Origin of the sequence: Halioglobus maricola, assembly GCF_009388985.1 — a bacterium.
Classification (GTDB): domain Bacteria; phylum Pseudomonadota; class Gammaproteobacteria; order Pseudomonadales; family Halieaceae; genus Halioglobus; species Halioglobus maricola.
Genome location: NZ_CP036422.1, coordinates 96785 through 115106, shown reverse-complemented (window position 1 = coordinate 115106; position 18322 = coordinate 96785). Strand labels below are relative to the sequence as shown.

General features: G+C 57.6%; 17 protein-coding genes. 15 read left to right on the top strand and 2 right to left on the bottom strand.

The window, feature by feature from the left end; all coding sequences use genetic code 11:
- The first annotated feature begins 53 nt into the window (after nt 1-53).
- From serA to EY643_RS00470, 8 genes are all read left to right on the top strand, one after another.
- On the top strand, nt 54-1283 hold the full coding sequence (gene serA, locus EY643_RS00505) for a phosphoglycerate dehydrogenase (RefSeq protein WP_152660360.1): 1230 nt from the start codon (nt 54-56) through the stop codon (nt 1281-1283).
- A 73-nt stretch (nt 1284-1356) separates the two neighbouring features.
- Nucleotides 1357-1899, top strand: coding sequence for an RNA polymerase sigma factor (locus EY643_RS00500; RefSeq protein ID WP_153240844.1), 543 nt, complete (start codon nt 1357-1359; stop codon nt 1897-1899).
- A gap of 139 nt (nt 1900-2038) precedes the next feature.
- On the top strand, nt 2039-3022 hold the full coding sequence (locus EY643_RS00495; protein ID WP_152660359.1) for a FecR family protein: 984 nt from the start codon (nt 2039-2041) through the stop codon (nt 3020-3022).
- Nucleotides 3023-3136: 114 nt separating this feature from the next.
- A complete protein-coding gene (locus EY643_RS00490; protein ID WP_152660358.1) occupies nt 3137-6130 on the top strand; it encodes a TonB-dependent receptor in 2994 nt (997 codons plus the stop codon).
- A 13-nt stretch (nt 6131-6143) separates the two neighbouring features.
- Complete coding sequence (locus EY643_RS00485) at nt 6144-6608, top strand: hypothetical protein (protein ID WP_152660357.1); 465 nt, start codon at nt 6144-6146, stop codon at nt 6606-6608.
- 216 nt (nt 6609-6824) lie between these two features.
- A complete protein-coding gene (locus EY643_RS00480; protein ID WP_152660356.1) occupies nt 6825-9500 on the top strand; it encodes a TonB-dependent receptor plug domain-containing protein in 2676 nt (891 codons plus the stop codon).
- Between the two features lie 128 nt (nt 9501-9628).
- Complete coding sequence (locus tag EY643_RS00475) at nt 9629-10549, top strand: class I SAM-dependent methyltransferase (RefSeq protein WP_152660355.1); 921 nt, start codon at nt 9629-9631, stop codon at nt 10547-10549.
- Nucleotides 10550-10591: 42 nt separating this feature from the next.
- Nucleotides 10592-11446, top strand: coding sequence for an aspartyl/asparaginyl beta-hydroxylase domain-containing protein (locus EY643_RS00470; protein WP_152660354.1), 855 nt, complete (start codon nt 10592-10594; stop codon nt 11444-11446).
- Nucleotides 11447-11449: 3 nt separating this feature from the next.
- On the opposite strand, the gene EY643_RS00465 is transcribed toward EY643_RS00470, so the two are convergent.
- Complete coding sequence (locus tag EY643_RS00465) at nt 11450-12109, bottom strand: CmcI family methyltransferase (RefSeq protein WP_152660353.1); 660 nt, start codon at nt 12107-12109, stop codon at nt 11450-11452.
- A 59-nt stretch (nt 12110-12168) separates the two neighbouring features.
- Here EY643_RS00465 and EY643_RS00460 point away from each other — a divergent pair, with 59 nt between their 5' ends.
- Nucleotides 12169-13152 carry a class I SAM-dependent methyltransferase gene (locus EY643_RS00460; RefSeq protein ID WP_152660352.1) on the top strand — a complete coding sequence of 328 codons (984 nt, stop codon included), beginning with the start codon at nt 12169-12171 and terminating at the stop codon, nt 13150-13152.
- 22 nt (nt 13153-13174) lie between these two features.
- Nucleotides 13175-13768, top strand: coding sequence for a YhgN family NAAT transporter (locus tag EY643_RS00455; RefSeq protein WP_152660351.1), 594 nt, complete (start codon nt 13175-13177; stop codon nt 13766-13768).
- Nucleotides 13769-13784: 16 nt separating this feature from the next.
- Here EY643_RS00455 and EY643_RS00450 read toward each other — a convergent pair whose 3' ends face one another.
- Nucleotides 13785-14372: a YceI family protein gene (locus EY643_RS00450; RefSeq protein WP_152660350.1), complete on the bottom strand. Its 588-nt coding sequence runs from the start codon at nt 14370-14372 to the stop codon at nt 13785-13787.
- A 146-nt stretch (nt 14373-14518) separates the two neighbouring features.
- Here EY643_RS00450 and EY643_RS00445 point away from each other — a divergent pair, with 146 nt between their 5' ends.
- The 5 genes from EY643_RS00445 to EY643_RS00425 all read left to right on the top strand — a co-directional run bounded on the left by EY643_RS00445 (nt 14519) and on the right by EY643_RS00425 (nt 18295).
- Nucleotides 14519-14875 carry a metalloregulator ArsR/SmtB family transcription factor gene (locus EY643_RS00445; RefSeq protein ID WP_152660349.1) on the top strand — a complete coding sequence of 119 codons (357 nt, stop codon included), beginning with the start codon at nt 14519-14521 and terminating at the stop codon, nt 14873-14875.
- The gene (locus EY643_RS00440; RefSeq protein ID WP_152660348.1) at nt 14872-15342 is read left to right on the top strand and encodes an arsenate reductase ArsC; all 471 of its coding nucleotides are present in this window, start codon (nt 14872-14874) and stop codon (nt 15340-15342) included. Before EY643_RS00445 ends, EY643_RS00440 begins: the two co-directional genes overlap by 4 nt.
- Nucleotides 15342-16358, top strand: coding sequence for an ACR3 family arsenite efflux transporter (gene arsB / locus EY643_RS00435; RefSeq protein WP_152660347.1), 1017 nt, complete (start codon nt 15342-15344; stop codon nt 16356-16358). Before EY643_RS00440 ends, arsB begins: the two co-directional genes overlap by 1 nt.
- A gap of 16 nt (nt 16359-16374) precedes the next feature.
- Nucleotides 16375-17094, top strand: coding sequence for an arsenical resistance protein ArsH (gene arsH, locus EY643_RS00430; protein ID WP_152660346.1), 720 nt, complete (start codon nt 16375-16377; stop codon nt 17092-17094).
- A 64-nt stretch (nt 17095-17158) separates the two neighbouring features.
- Nucleotides 17159-18295, top strand: coding sequence for an efflux RND transporter periplasmic adaptor subunit (locus tag EY643_RS00425; RefSeq protein ID WP_240732781.1), 1137 nt, complete (start codon nt 17159-17161; stop codon nt 18293-18295).
- Nucleotides 18296-18322 lie beyond the last annotated feature (27 nt).

Below are 18322 nucleotides of genomic sequence, written 5' to 3'. Positions count from 1 at the left end.
GTCCACCCAACTCAGGCCCACTCCAGGGGCCCACTACACAGGATTTAGCGGTCATGGCACAGCAGTCCCTGCCCAAGGACAAGATCAAGTTTTTGCTTCTCGAGGGAGTACACCCCTCCGCCGTCGAAACACTGAAACGCGATGGCTATACCAATATCGACTTTCACAAGAAAGCGCTGCCCCCGGAAGAGCTCAAGCAGGCGATTGCGGGAGCGCACTTTGTCGGCATCCGTTCGCGCACCCAGCTGACCGAGGAAATCTTCGAATCGGCCAAAAAGCTGGTAGCTGTGGGCTGCTTCTGTATCGGCACCAATCAGGTTGATCTGAAGGCGGCCACCAAACGCGGCATCGCGGTCTTCAACGCGCCCTTCTCCAACACGCGCAGCGTAGCAGAGCTCGTTATCGCCGAGGCAATCCTGTTGCTGCGGGGCGTCGCTGAAAAGAATGCTGCTGCCCACCGTGGTGAGTGGATGAAAACCGCGGTGAACTCCTATGAAATCCGTGGCAAAAAGCTGGGTATCATCGGCTACGGCAACATCGGCATGCAGCTCGGCGTAATCGCTGAGAGTATGGGGATGCAGGTCCAGTTCTATGACGTTGTAAACAAACTACCCCTGGGTAATGCGCGGCAGGTTCCCAGCCTGAACCAGCTGCTGGCCAGTTCCGATGTGGTGAGCCTGCACGTACCCGAAACCGGTGCCACCCAGAATATGATCGGCTCGGCCGAACTGGCTCAAATGAAACAGGGAGGCATATTGATCAACGCCTCCCGCGGCACCGTCGTCGATATTGACGGCCTTTCAGCGGCACTGGGCTCAGGTCAGCTGGGCGGCGCCGCCATCGACGTGTTCCCCGTGGAGCCACGCTCCAACGACGACGAATTCGTCTCGCCTCTACGTCAGTACGACAATACCTTCCTGACTCCCCACATTGGCGGCAGCACCGTTGAAGCACAGGAAAATATCGGCATGGAAGTGGCCGAGAAACTCGCCAAGTACTCCGACAACGGGACCAGTACCTCGTCCGTCAACTTCCCCGAAGTCGCCCTGCCAGAACACGCCGGCAGCCATCGCCTACTCCACATACACCGCAATGTGCCGGGCATCATGAGCGCCATCAACAATGTGTTCTCAGAAACTGGCGTGAACGTGTCGGCCCAGTATCTGCAAACCAACGAGGACGTAGGCTACGTGGTGATTGACGTGGACGCGGATTACAGCGATATCGCCCTGGAACGCCTATTGGCGATCGAAGGTACTCTCCGATCTCGCGTATTGTTCTAAGCTGCCCCGGGGCTGGTCACGGCCGGGCCCCCGATGGCATCATCTGATTGTGGCTAGCGACAAACCAACAGACTTGGACCGGGACCAGTTCATTGCCGATCTGGTGACAGAGCACGGCGTGCCGCTGGAGAAGTATCTGGCGCGCAAGCTGGGCAACCCGGAAGACGCGGCCGAACTCGCGCAGGAAGCCTTCATCCGGCTGCACAGGCTCGAACAACCGGAAAATCTGGATAATGCCAGAGCCTTCCTGTACCAGGTAGCAACGAACCTCGCGGTAGACCAGCTGCGGCGCCGCCAGCTGCACTATAAATACCTGAATACGGAAAAGGGCATGGCCGAGAGCGGCGAACTGCACGACCCGAACGCCGCAGGCGCTTCCCCGGAACAAATCATCGGCGCGCGCGAGAAGCTAGCCACCATCCACGCGGCCGTGGATGAGCTGCCTTTCAAGGTAAAACAGGCGTTCTTACTGCATCGCCAGAGCGGTATGCCCTACAGTGCTATTGCAGAACAGCTCCAAGTTTCAGTTTCCAGCGTAGAAAAGTATATATTGCAGGCGCTCAAGCACTGCCGAAACCGATTATCGAATCTCTATCCACCTGAAGATTCGAAATAAGGAGGCATTATCTTTATTTCATATAAATATATTGAGGGAACTTACTTCCCATTCGTCACACCAAGACACCGACTATATTACTAACAACGGTATCGCTGCTGGCAACAGGGCCAGACAGGCAGCGAGCGTAGGAAAAATCGTGGAAGCACAAGGCAACAGACAATACGAGCAAGCATGCGATGCAGCCCTGGGCTGGATAGCACGGCTGCGCTCGGACGACGTGTCTGCAACGGACCGACAGTCCTTTGCCCTGTGGTTAGGCGAAAACGCCAGCCACCGCACTGCCATGGACCAGATGCTCGACATGTGGGACGACCTCGGTGTGCTACAGGTGCTGCCTGAACAAGCACCCGCTGAATTACCTCGTGAAGCCGCCAATGCCTCTCGCTGGTACACAGGAGCAGCCGCGATCGCTGCCAGTATTATGCTGGCGCTCTTCCTCTACCCTCAGCTGGGCACCGACCCGGTCAGCACAGAATACCGCACTGCCGTGGGTGAACGCCTCAGCATCGAGCTCCCCGACAACTCCACAGTCGTGCTGAATACAGATTCGTCCATCAGCGTCACTTACACCGACGAACAACGCCATATTGACCTGCGCCGCGGTGAAGCCTGGTTTCAGGTTAATCCCAACAAAGAGCGCCCATTCCACGTGGACGCAGGCGAAACCCGGGTCACTGCAGTTGGCACCGCGTTTAATGTCTATCTCCAGCAGGACGCTACTGCTATCACCGTGACTGAAGGCGTCGTTCGCGTCAGCGAGATTGTCGAGACCGGCTCGCATAAGCCCGCCAGCAAAATTCTCAGCGTAAACCAACAGCTGCGCACCAGCAGCGACGGTTGGGCTCTCTCCCCGCCAACGGATTTCAGCGCGCGACTGGCCTGGCGCCAGGGTGAACTGGTGGCCGACGAAATGCTGCTGGTGGACCTTGTTGCCGAGCTGGAGCGTTACCACAACACCAACTATCTGATCGCCGATCCAAGCATCGCCGGGCTCTCCATTTCCGGAGTACTGCAACTCGACGAACCCGAGGCCATTCTAAAAGCTCTCGAAGTCAGTCTCGGTGTCCAGGCCGATACTCTTGAGAGCGGTACCGTGCGGTTGCTCAAAGCAGAGCAGTAAGCTATAAAGTCCCCAGCGTGGGACTCCCGCCTCAGCACAACATCCAGGCGTAGACCCCAAAATATATCCGATTTTTCAAAGGCTTGCGGCCAATGTGCCGCAGCCGGGGCTACAGTGACCAATATACCTGGACGAGGAGTTATTCCCCCACCGGGCGCACGCTTTGCGTGGCGCCGGGCGCTCCTCAGCTCCTGCCTCGCGCTCGCCCTTAGCGGCCCGGCCTCGGCGAACCTCGATCAGCAAGTACAGTTCACCCTCGATGCGCCTCGCCTTTCATCTGCACTGATCCAGCTCAGCCAGCAAAGCGGGCTAGCCATCGTCTTTTCTGATCGCCAGATCAGGGACCTCCCAGCCACGCCCGTGGTGGGAACCAACACCACCACCGAAGCTCTGAACACACTACTTGCGGGGAGCAATCTCACCTGGGAAGTCGTTGATGAGCGCATCATTGCTGTCTATCCGATAGAGTGCGAGCCAGCAGCCGGCAATTGCGCCGGGGCCGCCGAACTGGTGGCGGACTACCCTATCTACGCGCCAGGACTAGAGGAAACCTGGGTGTATGGCACGACTATCACCGGCTCGCGTATTCGCCGCACTAGCTATACCGGGGGCGCCCCGGTAGACATCCTGTCATCGCCGGACATCGAACTCAGTGGTGCCCAGACTCTGGGCGAATTACTCAAATTTATCCCTGCGGTAGCCGGCAACGCCACTAGCACAGCGATTTCCAATGGCGGCGATGGCACCGCCACCGTGACCCTGCGCGGCTTGCCGGCCAGCAATACCCTGGTATTGATCAATGGCCGACGGGTAGCCAACGATGGCCTGGCGGGGGAATCGGTTGACCTCAACAGCATCCCGCCCGCCGCTGTGGAGCGCATAGAGATTCTCAAGGATGGTGCCTCCGCGATCTATGGTTCCGATGCCATCGCCGGCGTGGTCAATGTGATCATGAAACGCGATTTTCATGGTTTTCTGGCCGAGTCCTTCTACGGCGAGGCGTCAGACGGGGATTTGGACACCACCAGTCACACACTCCAATACGGAACAGGTCTGCCCGAAGGGTCCTTCTTTATTAGTGCCACCTACTACGACCAGGGCGCTCTTTTCAGCAGAAACCGCAAAGTATCCGCTAGCGCAGACACCCGGCCCCTAGGAGGCACCGATCAACGCTCCAGCGCCACCCCCAACGCCCGCATCATGTTGCCTGATGGCACCACCGTGATCGCCACTGACGACAGCTATCGCCCGGCGACCGAGGAAGACCTTTACAACTACAGAATCGAAACCAGCGCCGTTGTACCCATGAAGCGCAAAAGCCTGTACAGCAACGTCAGCTACGATTTCAGCGAACGTATCACCGGCTACGCTGAATTCAGTTATCTGGACACCGACGCAAAGGCCACACTGGCGCCGACTCCGGTGTTTACCGCTTTCGAGCAGACACCCCTGCCCGTCGCAGCGGACAATATCTACAACAGCTTTGGCGTCGAGCTCGAAGATGTGCGGCGCCGGCTCATAGAACTCCCACCCAGGCGCCAACGCAACGAGTCGCAAGTGAATCGGTTTAGCGCGGTTCTGGAAGGCCTGTTCTCCGACTGGAACTGGGACGCGGGCTATGCCTGGAGCCGCAGCGAGGCAGAGGAAACCACCTATAACATCGTCAATGCCGACAACCTCCGACGCGCGATCGGCCCCGCTGCTGATTGCCAGGGCGGGCCTGTAGACGATTGCGTGGCCGTCAACCTCACTGGCCCGCAAGGTTCGATTTCGAACGAGCAACTCTCCTATATCTGGGCCACAGGGGAAGTGAGTGGTTACTCCAAGCTCTCGTCATTGAGCTTTAACATCAATGGTGGCCTGGAGGGGCTACCCGCTGGCCGCACCGACATCGCCGTAGGCATGGAGATTCGAGACGAGGCCACCAGCAAGCGCCCATCGGCTCTGCTGGCAGGCATCAGCACCATCGGCGCTGCAAATTTTGAAGCCACCAATGGTGATCGCCGAGCTACCGAGTTGTACGCCGAGTCGGTCGTGCCCCTGTGGAAGAGCGCCAGCGGGCTCTCCCACGTGGCGCTGGAAGCCGCTGTGCGATTCTCTGACTACGACGATTTTGGTGACACCACCAACCCGAAGATCGCCCTGCGCTGGCAGGCCGGCCCCGAACTATTGCTGCGCGCGAATTACGCGGAGGGCTTTCGGGCGCCGAGCCTCAATGAACTCTACGAGGGCGCCACCGAGAGCCAGGACTTTCTGGATGACCCCTGTACCCAGGCCGCAAATGTCGGGGTACTGCCCGGCTGTCAGCAGCAGGCCGACCCCACTCGCAACCAATTCCTGACCGTCAAGGGCGGCAACGGGGATCTCGAGCCAGAAACCTCCGATAGCTACAGTGCAGGCTTGGTCTGGACGCCGGGTGGCATCCCCGGGCTCGCGTTCTCGGCGGACTATTTCCATATCGACCAGGAAAATGTGGTCTCCTCAAGCGCCCAGTTCATCGTCAACCAGAACGCGCGCTATGGCGCGTTCGAGCAACTGGTGACCCGTGACGATATGGGCAATCTGGCACTGATTCAGGCCACCAATCTCAATATCGGTGAACGCCGGGTGAAGGGAGCAGACCTCGCCCTCACCTATCATTACCCGAAACGCAGTTTTGGCCAGTTCAGCGTGATTGGCAGCGCCACCTGGATTCAAGACTACCTGGCCCGACTGGATTCCACCGCACCACGTCTGGACCTGGCCGGCACCTTCCGTGACGAGGCTTCCGAGGGCCTGGGCGGCATCCCGGAGTGGAAGGCGCAACTCGGCCTGCGCTGGAAATACGAGCGCTGGCAGAGCAGCTGGCAGATGCACTATGTCGACAGCATGAAAGAAATACTGCCCGGCACCGACCAGACCCGCGAGATCGACGAGTGGCTAGTGCACGATCTCCAGCTCAATTACACCTTCGATGTTCTCGACGGTCTGCGCCTGACGCTGGGCATAGATAACCTGATGGATGAGGCAGCGCCTTTGGCAGCCTCCGCCTTTAACGATAATATCGACGGCCGAACCCATGAGCTGAAGGGCCGTTTTTGGTACACCCGCCTCAGCCAGCGCTTCTAACAAGGATTACACCATGCTCAAACAATTTCTCGCTGCAGCCACTGCACTCGCCATTATTCTGCCCCTCGCCGCTCAGGAGGAAGGTGATTTCCCCGGTGTGAAAGGCCTGATGAGTGCCCAGGAGTACGAAGATGCCGGCCTGCAAAAACTAAACCCCGAAGAGCGCAAGGCGCTCGACGCCTGGCTGCTGCGCTATACCGCCTGGGATGCACCGGAAATCCTGAAGACGGTCGAGGAAGTAAAAGAGGTTGAAAAGCAGCTCTCTATCGAATCCAGCATCAAACCTCCGTTCAAGGGCTGGTCTACCAAAACCTACTTCTACCTGGAGAATGGCCAGGTGTGGCAACAACGTACCGCGGGACGTTATTACTACACGGGAGAGGACACATCCGTTCGGATCACCAAGAATTCCCTTGGATTTTATGAAATGGAGCTTCTCGCCCCCGGAAAGTCGGTCGATGTAAAGCGCGTAAAATAGTTTTTTGTCCATTAAATTCAGCCGCTTAGCAGGGATGTAAGCGGCGAAAATATCGGTAATTTGACAAGTTCCCCGGCAAATCTGTGAATATGTCACAAATTTGCCATCTACGTTGAGGAAAGCCCTTTTTTATTCGTTTAAGGTCGGTGTTCAGTGGCTACTCCGCAGCCACCGATAACAAGCATGCTTTAACTTAAAAAAAACAGGGGTAATCCTATGTTGAGAAAAAATCGTCTCGCACTGGCGGTATCCGCCGCCGCGGGCATCAGCGCAGCTGTTGCAATGCCGCAGCTCGCGAATGCCCAGGAAGAGCAGATGGTGGAAGAGGTTGTAGTAACCGGTTCCCGCATCAAGCGCTCATCCTTCGCCGAAGGTTCACAAGTTGTCACCATGGACGAAGTCCAGATTGAAGCCATGGGTTCACTGACCATCGCTGACGTTCTGCGTTCTTCTCCGCTGAACTCTCTGGGTTCTTTCAACGAGCGTTCCGGTTCTTCTGCACAGTCCAACGCTACTGTTGACCTGCGTGGCCTCGGTTCCGACCGTACTCTGGTAATGATCGATGGCCGTCGTCTGGCTGGCTCGCCCAACCTTGGCGCCTCCGCGATCAACATCAACATGCTGCCTATGGCCGCTGTTGAGCGTATCGACATCCTGGCTGACGGCGCATCCGCTGTTTACGGTTCTGACGCCGTAGCCGGTGTTGTAAACCTGGTCATGAAAGAAAACTTTGAAGGCGTTGAATTCCAGGCAGTCTACGGTGATCGCGACCGCGACGACGGCATCGAAGAAGGCCTGAGCATGGTTGCCGGTCTGTCCAACGACCGCGGCAACATCATGATCGCTGCTGAGTACAACCGTCGTGACCCAATCTTTGACGCCGACCGCGAATACACCGCACCGCGCGCCGAAGACACTGACGGCGACGGCCGCATCAGCGCCTACCTCGAAACTGACGGCATTTCTTACTACGGCCGCACCATCGAGCTGTTCGATCCCAACACTGGTTACAATGTTATTCAGGCCGCCACTAACTGTGACGAACTGACTGCATCAACCGAAGGTTTTGTAGGCGAGATGGGCGCTGAAGTATTTGGCTTCGGACCCCCTAACAGCTTCTGTTCCTACGCTTACGGCGGTGTATCTGCCAACAAAGCGGAATTGAACCGTTACAACACCTACATGAGCGCCAACTACGAGATCAACGACAACGTTGAATTCTACTCTCGCGGCCTGTTCTCTCGTGTTAAGTCCTTCGGCCGCTACGCGCCTCCGGCTGCTCCATGGAGCGACATGCCCAAGGATCACCCCGATGTACCGTTCGACATGGCTGGCCTGTTGGCTGATGGCACCATCACTGAAGATGCGTCCCTCACCGGCTACTACCGTTGGACTGACGTAGGTTTCCGCGCTAACGAAGTGACTGACTATCAGTACGACTTCACCGCTGGACTGCGTGGCGACATCAACGACCGTCTGAGCTATGACGCATACGCCCAGTACGATCGTTACGAGTCCAAGGAATTCGGTTACTACTACCTGTCCAACCTCGGCCGCGACTACGTATTCGAGAACGGTATCGATCCTCAGTCTCAGGAAGGTCTGACTGCACTGCGTTCAGTTCCTACTCAGGACAACGAAACCGTATTGCAGAAAGTCTACGGCCACGGCCAGTATGACTTCGGCGACGTATTCGGCAGTGGCCCTCTCATCGTACTGGCAGGCGCCGAGTACTTCGAGATGGACTACAAGAACAAGTACGACGCACACTCTGAAGGCGGCTACGTTGGCGGCTCTGCCGGTAACTCTGCTTTTGGTGAGCGCGACGTAACTGCGTTCTTCGCTGAAGGTATTATCCCCGTATTCGAAGAAATGGAGTTCAACGTGGCGGTTCGCTACGATGACTACAGCGACTTCGGTTCTGAAACTTCCCCAACTATCGCATGGACCTGGGGCGCTCTCGATTCCCTGACCCTGCGTGCTCGCTGGGGCCAAGGCTTCCGCGCACCTGGCATGGACCAGTTGTACGGAGCGACTACTTTCTCCGCGTCAGACGCAACCGACTACCTGAGCTGTCAGCAAAACGGTATCGCCAACGACGACTGCCCAGAGACTCAGTACGACACCTACTTCTCAGCTAACGACAGCCTCGATGCAGAGACTTCCGAGTCACTGTCTGCCGGCTTGAACTGGCAGTTTGTAGACAACTGGGCGCTGGATATTGGCTACTGGGAAGTTGAAGTAGAAGACACTATCCGTCAGGAAACCACTCAGTCCGTCATGTACGCTGAAGCAGCAGGCATCTGTACTTCCTGTGTCAGCGCCGACACTTACGTCGACCGCACCGGCGGCCGTCCTGTTGTGTACTCTTCGTACACCAACGCGGGCACCCTGGACGTCAACGGTGTTGACCTGAAGCTGAACGGTATCGTAGAAACTGGCTTCGGTATGTTTGATCTGGCGGCTCTTTGGTCTCACCAGCTCGAGTACTCTGAAACTGCTTACTACCTCGGCCCCGAGCAGGACGTAGCAGGCTTCAACCTGCAGCCGGAAGACCGTGCGCAGGCGATGATGATCTGGACCCTCGGCAACCACCAGGTTGACGTTGTTTGGAACTACATCGGCGAGCACTCTGAAGGTGACTCTGTTGAAATCAGCGACAGCGGCAGCGCCAAGCTGACCACTTCCAAGGATGACCTGGACGACTGGGACACCTGGGATGCAGCTTACTCTTACGACGCCCAGAGCTGGGGTCGTATCAAGCTGGGTGTACGCAACCTGACTGACGAAGATCCCGTATTTGATAGCGAAGGCAAGTTCCCTCGCGATCACTACGGTATCTACGACAACACAGGTCGTGTGTACTACGCCGAGTACAAGATCACTTTCTAAGTTGATCTGACCTCCCCGGTCTCGGCCGGGGAACTCGAAATAAAGAGCCAGCCTTCGGGCTGGCTTTTTTTTGCCTGAATTTTCGCAGTCGCGGGATTAGGGGGTCGCTTTCACCCTATAATGCGCTGATGGATATCGCTCCGCCCAAACATTGGTCCCAATTCTGGCAACAGGGACACATCACTACCTTTGGCGCCGCCCTCAAAGACAACTACGAAGGTGCGATCAAAAACTTCTGGCTGGAGCAGTTCCAGACCCTACCCCCCACCACAGAACTTTTGGATGTAGCCACGGGCAATGGCGCACTGGCCCTGCTTGCAGCGCACTATGCCGACGACCACCAACGCGACTGGCGTATAAACGCATGTGATCTGGCCGAGATCAATCGCACGGGGGATGAACATCCCCGTATTGAGCTCCACTCGGGTGTACCCTGTGAATCCCTGCCTTTCAAAAATAGCCGCTTCGACTTCGTCAGCTCGCAATTCGGATTTGAGTACAGCGACAAGGCAGTGAGCCTGGCAGAGATATATCGCACCCTGAAACCAGGCGGCCGGTTCGCCGCGATCTGCCACCATCGAGATTCCTACACCCTGCAAGAGAGCCGCAAGGAAATGGCCATCTACCAACAGGGCCTGGAGAAGAACAATATTTTCCGCGCAGCGATTGCCTACTACCAGGCTGAAGCGGAGGGAGCTGCAGACACCGCGGAGAAACAGAAGGGCGTTAACTACGCTGTGAACCGCCTGCGGCAGGGCAATGCAGGCAACCCTTGCTGCGACCAAATGGTGGGAGCAATCAGCCACGCCATTCGCAGTGCAGGCACCCGTGTGCAACAGGAGACTATTGCCGAATTAGTCTCTATGAACGACGAATTTACAGGTGCCTATCAGCGCCTTCAGGATCTGGTTTCGGCGGCGCTGAATGCGGAGGACATGCAAGGCCTGGTAGTGCTCTGCCGCAACGCCGGCTTCACCGGTGTAGATCTGGGCCAGGTCTTTCATGCGCCAGGTCAACTAGCGGGCTTTTCCCTGATCGCGACACGCTAGGTCAAATTGCATCGAGGGCAAACTCGCCCTATCATCTCGCGCATGTACAACGCAGATGGCTCAGACGCGGCGGACCACCCGCAACTCCCCGAAGGCTACGGCAAACGATCGTTCCTGCGCTTTGCTGTGCCGGTAGATCTGGAGCGCTTGCGCCGGGAATATGTATCTATTCCTGCGGATGCCTGGATGGCCTCCTACTGGGGCACCATCCATTGCTCCGTCGGCATGTTGCTACTGCGTGGAGGCCAGAGCGGTACCGAGAGAGATTTCTTTGCCGATGATGTGGCCGACAGCCCACTGCTGGAAAAGCTCCCTTACATCAAGAGCCTGATGGATGATACCGGACCCTTCGGCCGCGCCCACTACGGTTTTCTGTTCCGGATGGAGCCGAATGGCCTCACCCAGGCACACCGCGACATGATGGCCAAGTGGACCGATATGTTCCGTATCCATTTTCCTATTGAGAGCAACAGTAGGGCTCGCCTGATCTCAGACGGCTATGCCCAGCATCTGACGCCTGGCCACGCCTGGAGCTTCGACAACGGCTCGTGGCACGGTGTGGTCAACGGCTCTACCGAGCGTATCCACCTGATCATGGACGTGCAGTTCAACCCGCAGCTCAAACATCAGATCGACGCGGCCGAGTTCGTCAGGGGCGAGCAGCGCGAGGATCTTGTGCAAAAAATCGAAGCCGGCAAAAAGGACAAGGCCTCCTATCCCGGGGATGAGTTCATGGCCAACGCTGTCATTCAATTGCGCCGCCAGGGTATGAATAACAAACAGATCGCGGACGCCTTTAACGCCAAGAAGATTCCCACCAAGCGCTACTTCATTAAAAACCGCCGCGAGCAGCTGAAAAAATGGAACGCTGTAATGGTGGGGGAGATCCTGGGCTGAAGCCTATTTCTTCTTCAGAAAGCCACCGGGCACAAAGGTAATGAGGTGCCGCTCAGGGCTGCGGTCTATCTCGAACTCCTTATTCCCCTGCATGAACTTCTTCACGGCGGCTGCCGGACCCGGGCCATATTCAGGGAATGCAGGAAAGGCATCGAAGCAGGTATCTTCCGCGATCATATACGAACCAGGCGTTACAAAACGGCTGTAGCAGCGCATTTCCTCGTGCTTGAACGGCGCCTTGTGATCAGCGTCCAGTAACACCATTACTGAACTCGCCTGATCAGCTTCCTTCTGGACTCGCTCAAGCACGTCAGTTGAGATCGACGAACCCTTGATATATTCAAGACGCGGATGCTCGGGCAACCCCTCCTGCATCTCAATATCGATAGAGAGCACCTTGCCTCGCCCCATCAGCTCGAACATCTGGGCGAAGAACAGAGCGGAGCCACCGAGCAGGGTCCCGGTTTCTACCAGGAGGTCTGTCTGGAGTTTGTGCATCAACTCCTGGTAGACCCACATATCCATCGGGCACTTGGCGGCCTTGTAGCCCATCCACTCGGTGTGTTCGAACACCTGGCTGCGGAAGTAAATGATATTCGCGAGGCGCAGAACTTCTGCTGGAGGTGGCGCTGCCTGTTTGTTTTTGTTGCCTGGTTTGGCCATGGGATTACCTGTGCTGATCAGGAGGGTATTATAGGCCCTTCAACAGCGGAGGGGCACAGGTGCCTGGCAGCAATCCATCAGCGAATTCTCACTGGAGCCAGTGGTGGTCCGAGGGGCATATCACCAGCTTCGGCACGTCGCTTGTCAATAACTACGAGGGTGCCACGCGAGATCACTGGCGGGCAATTTTCGCTGAGCTGGACGGCGACAACGTTCTCGACATCGCCACCGGCAATGGCGCCCTCGCGACCCTGGCAGTGGAATTTGGCGAAGAGCGCGGCAGATCCTTCAAAGTCAGCGCCACTGACCTCGCTGACATCGGTGCGCACACGACCAGCACCGACCCCCGCATCGCCGCCTGGCGCGAGAAAATCACCTTTGTTGGTGCCACTCCCTGTGAGCATCAGCCTTTTGATAGCGCCAGCTTCGACGCTGTTTTGTCCCAATACGGTTTCGAATACAGCGATATCGACGCCACCCTCGCCGAGGTATACCGCCTGCTGCGCCCCGGGGGCCGGTTTCTGGCGATTTCACACCACGCCGGCTCAGGGGTCGTCAAACGGCAGCAACAGAGTGCCCGGGTGTACCACGCTGCGCTGGAACAGCTGAAACTGTTCCGGCTACTGGAGCGGCACCTCGACAGTTGGGGAAAAGCCCGCAACAAACAGGCCGTAGAGCGGCTCGCCGGCAAACCGAAATTCCAGAAAAGCTACTCTGCATTAGAAAGCGCGCTGCGCCAGTTCGCCAGCGCATTTCCCAATGATGAAACCGCTGCAAGGGTATTCTGCGCCATTGACGATCTGCGCAATGATGCCTATACCCTCAGCCCGTCAGCGCGCAGTGCGGCCGTTGCCAGTGAGCGGGAGCACTTCATGGGAACACAGGCCAGGCTCGCTGATCTTTTCGCAGCAGCCTTGAATACGGCAGCGATAGAGCGCATAAAATCACGCGCCAGCGAAATCGGCTACAGTGAGGCGGTAGTCGAGCCTTTTCTCGAAGAGACAGGCACACTGGCGGGCTGGTCAATCCGCTTGACTCGCTAAACCAATAATACAGGACTAACTCGTGGACATTATCTCCGCCTTTGTAACCCTACTGTTCGTGATGGACCCTCTCGGCAATGTGCCGATTTTCCTGTCGGTCCTGAAAAACGTAGACCCTGCTCGGCGCCAGAAAGTGCTGGCACGTGAACTCCTGATTGCACTCGTGGTGTTGCTGTTGTTCCTGTGGGGGGGCTCGGCGCTGCTCGACTTGCTGGGGCTGCGGCAGGAATCGGTGAGTATCGCAGGGGCCATTATTCTGTTCCTGATCGCCATTCGCATGATCTTCCCATCGCCGTACGGGCTGATGGGCGACACACCTGACGGCGAACCCTTCATCGTCCCGCTGGCCATACCCATGGTGGCGGGGCCGTCGGCGCTTGCCATTGCCATGCTGTTGGTCACCAGCGATCCCGGGCGCATGCTGGACTGGACCGTAGCGTTGGTCGGCGCGTGGGCTGCCGCGGCGGTTATGCTGATGTCCGCACCCTTATTGCTCAAGGTTCTGGGTAACCGGGGCCTTATCGCCGTAGAGCGGCTGATGGGAATGGTGCTGGTGATGATTGCGGTGCAAATGTTCTTTGAAGGTGTAGAGGGCTTTCTACACCTCCAGAACTAGCCGGTTCTGAGCCCTCTTACTCGGGATAGACAAACTTCAAATTTACTGTGACCGGGACCGCGGTGCTAATGATGGCCAGGCTCGCTACCGCGCGCAGGGCTTCCACCCCGCCGTCAAGGGCGAAGTCAGCCGCACTCACGATCACCGGGCGGGCGCTAACAACACGCAGCGAACGCTTGGCGCCGGATACGACGACTGGCGCGGTCAGTTTCTTTTCCACCCCATGCAGGCTGACAGACAGCGGGATCTCGGTGCTAACGCTACCCCCATCGGCCACGGCCTCAAGAACTGCCGGGTCCACCAGGGCAGTGATCTGCGCGGTAGGGAATTCCGCGGTCTCAAACAAGAGCTCTCGCAGACGTTCGTCGCGGATCGGTATCAGCGTATTTACGCTATCGAGATTGATGGTCACACTCGCGTTCCCATCCGGGCCGATATAACCCATCAGGCTGTCGAAGCCATGCGTCTCTGCCACCGCGGCATTTTTAACCGAAATAAAATTGATGCTGGACTGACTATCGTCCAGCTCCCACTGGGCCAGAGCAGGGGTACTCATACCCACCACCACAGCAACAGCACCGAAAAACTTGCCGATTCCCTTCATCGCACACACCTCGTCTCAATTGTACTTCTGCCCCATCCTAACCGGCCGCCGTTAAAGGAGCCACGGCTGTCGCAGAATTGTCATATATTCGTAATTGCATATATATGGACGTCCATATATGATGCCCGAGAAATCGGAGAATGCCCATGGACCCACAGACGCTGTTCAAGTGCCTGGCGGACGAAACCCGCCTGAAGACCGTGCTGCTCATCAGGTCGGAAGACGAGCTGTGCGTGTGCGAATTGACTGAAGCACTGGAAGTAAGCCAGCCCAAGGTGTCGAGGCACCTCGCACAACTCCGGGATAGCGGCCTGCTGGCTACTCGCCGCGCAGGGCAGTGGATCTATTACTCGATCAATACCGAGCTGCCGGCGTGGGCCGCGGCGGTAATCGAGACCACCGCCAACCACAATGCCACTCTCACAAACAGATGCTGCAAGCGCCTGGAGAAAATGGGCGACCGCCCGGAACGCGACCAGAAATACTGTGGAGCAACTGTATGAAGCTGTTATATATCTGCACTCACAATCGCTGCCGCAGCATTATCGCAGAAGCAGTCACCCGCCAGTGGGGTGGCCCGCAGCTCGAAGCTCGCTCCGCCGGCAGCCAGCCATCCGGCGTTGTTCACCCCCTGTCGCTGAAATACCTTGCCGAAGCCGGCGCCAGCATCGACAGCCTGACCAGCCAGTCCTGGGATGAGCACAGCGTTTGGGCGCCTGACATCGTCATTACCGTCTGTGACCAGGCTGCCGCAGAATCCTGCCCCGTCTGGTTCGGCAATGCCATCAAGGTTCACTGGGGCCTGAGCGACCCCTCTCGCCTGGAGGGTAGCGAAGATGAGATAGCCGACGCCTTCCGCGCCACGATTGCCACGTTGAGGTCGCGGGTAGAAAAACTTGCCGCTGCCGACCCCGACTCGCTGGACACCGAATCACTACAGGCGCTGTTCGCCCAACTGGGAGCAAGCTGATGGGTATGTTTGAGCGCTATCTGAGCGTATGGGTAGCCCTTTGTATCGGCGCCGGCGTGCTGCTGGGCAACCTGTTCCCCGCAGCCTTCGCCACCGTGGCGAGCTGGGAGTACGCTCACGTCAATCTGTTGGTAGCCGTGCTGATTTGGCTGATGATTTACCCGATGATGATTCAGGTCGATTTCTCGGCAATCAAGGACGTTGGCAAGAAACCCAAGGGGCTGGCCCTCACGCTGGTCATCAACTGGCTGATCAAGCCCTTCACCATGGCCGCCATCGGTTGGCTGTTTTTCAAGGTGTTCTTTGCCAACTGGGTCGACCCTCAGACCGCCAGCGAATACATTGCCGGCATGATACTGCTGGGTGTGGCCCCGTGCACCGCCATGGTATTCGTCTGGAGCCAGCTCACTCAGGGTGATCCCAACTACACCCTGGTGCAGGTTTCAGTAAACGACATCATCATGATTTTTGCTTTTGCTCCCATCACCGCCTTTCTACTCGGGGTTAGCGATATCACCGTGCCCTGGGAAACACTGGTACTGTCAGTGGTGCTATATGTCGTGCTGCCACTGGTGGCGGGGTATCTCACCCGCCGGTTCCTGCACGATCAGGTTTCTGACTTCGTGCACAAGCTGAAGCCTCTCTCCGTGATCGGCCTGCTTGCGACCGTCGTGCTGCTGTTTGGCTTTCAGGCAGAGACCATCCTGGCCAAGCCCGAGCAAATTGTGCTCATCGCGATTCCCTTGCTGATCCAGACCTATGGCATTTTCTTCATCGCTTATCTGGCCGCAAAAAAAATGGCACTGCCCCACAACGTGGCGGCACCGGCGGCAATGATCGGCACCAGCAACTTTTTCGAACTGGCGGTGGCCGTGGCCATCTCCCTGTTCGGGCTGCACTCAGGTGCTGCCCTTGCCACCGTGGTTGGCGTACTGGTGGAAGTACCGGTCATGCTCTCACTGGTGAAATTTGCCAACAACACTCGCGACTGGTTTCCCGCCAATAACGCCTCCTGAATTGCGAACGAAAAACATGACTGATTCAAATACACTGCCGAATATCGCGCCTGATTGCCTCGAAGTCCCGAGTCAGGAACAACTGATACCCACCGAGCGCGCCACCCACGCGCCGCGTATCCTGCTGCTCTACGGATCTCTGCGAGAGCGCTCTTTTAGTCGCCTGGTGGTCGAAGAGAGCGCGCGCCTGCTGCAGGCAATGGGCTGCGAAACCCGCATCTTCAACCCCACCGGCCTGCCACTGCCGGACGATGGTGATGAGACTCACCCCAAGGTTCAGGAACTACGAGACCTTATGACCTGGTCCGAAGGGCAGTTGTGGTGCTCACCCGAGCGTCACGGCTCCATGACCGCCATCATGAAGGCCCAAATCGACTGGGTGCCCCTGAGCATTGGTGCTGTGCGCCCCACTCAAGGTAAAACCCTGGCGGTGATGCAGGTAGAGGGCGGCTCCCAGTCTTTCAACGTCGTTAACCAACTACGCGTGCTGGGCCGATGGATGCGGATGATCACTATCCCCAATCAATCGTCTGTAGCCAAGGCCTGGGGAGAGTTTGACGAGAATGATCGGATGAAGCCTTCGGGTTTTTACGATCGCATCGTCGACGTCTGCGAGGAACTGGTGAAGTTCACACTACTCACCCGGGATATCGCAGATCATCTGGTCGACCGATACTCCGAACGCAAGGAAACCGCCGAGGAACTGATGGCGAGGGTCAATCAAAGCTCCATCTAACGGGTTCACTAGGCTGCAGGCAGTGCTATGCTTGCCCTGATAAGCCGTGAAGGAGTCTGGACACATGTTGCACCGAAAGTTACCGCTCGCCATTAGCTTGGCTGGCCTGATCTTTGTCACTGGCTGCGGCGGTCCGGAACCCGAACCACCGCCTCCTTCATCGCGCCCGGTAAGGCTATTCACCGTTGAAGGCGGCTCAACAGAAGCCATTCGTTCTTTCCCAGGCCGGGTCGATGCGACCCAGCGAGCCGAACTTGCGTTCAGGGTGGGCGGCCAGCTACAGGAGCTGCTGATCAAGGAAGGCGACCTGGTGCAGGAGGGACAGGTGCTGGCCCGCCTCGACCCCACCGACTTCAACATTGTCCTCGAAGATCGTCAGGCCAGCTACGACAATGCGGTACGCAACTTCGAGCGGGGCAAGGAACTCATCGCCGACGGCAATATCTCGCGGGTCGATTACGATCGCATGGAAGCTGAATTCCGCACGGCCACAGCCGCGCTCTCAGCCGCCAGACAGGATGTAGATTACACCGTGCTGATGGCGCCTTTTACAGGGCGCATTGCCAGTCGCGCAGTAGAGAATTTTGAAGAGGTCGTTGCCCGCCAGACGGTGATTTGGCTACAAAATATCGACGAGCTCGACATCATCATTGACTTGCCGGAATCCGTAGTTCGCAATATTCGCGGGCCAGGTCGAAGCAAGGCGTCTGTCGGCGATGCCGAAACAGCCACCACTGTCCGCGCCCACGCCGTGTTCGAAGGTCACCGCGACACCCCCTATCCACTGCGGCCAAAGGAAATCGCCACCAAGGCCGACGAACAAACCCAGACCTTCCGCGCCACGTTCACCATGGATGCCCCGGATGAGTTTCCCCTGCTTCCCGGGATGACCGGCGACGTGGTCATGGACCTCAGCCATGCGGTCAACGCAACAGCGGTTAAATGGGTTCCAGTCCGAGCCGTTCAAGCGGACGAAGGACTCGCCCCGAGGGTATGGGTTCTCGATCCGGAGACTATGACCGTGTCCAGCAATCCAGTTGAAGTCGGTCGTATGTCCGGCAGTTCTATCGAGGTCACCAGTGGCCTGAACGGCGGTGAACAAATCGTCGCTGTCGGCGCCGCCTACCTGGCAGAGGGCATGCGGGTTACCCGTCTGGCCGAGACCGAGCAGGCGATCCCACGCGCCGACGACCCCCAGTGAACCGCGCCGGATACGAGGACGCTCTCC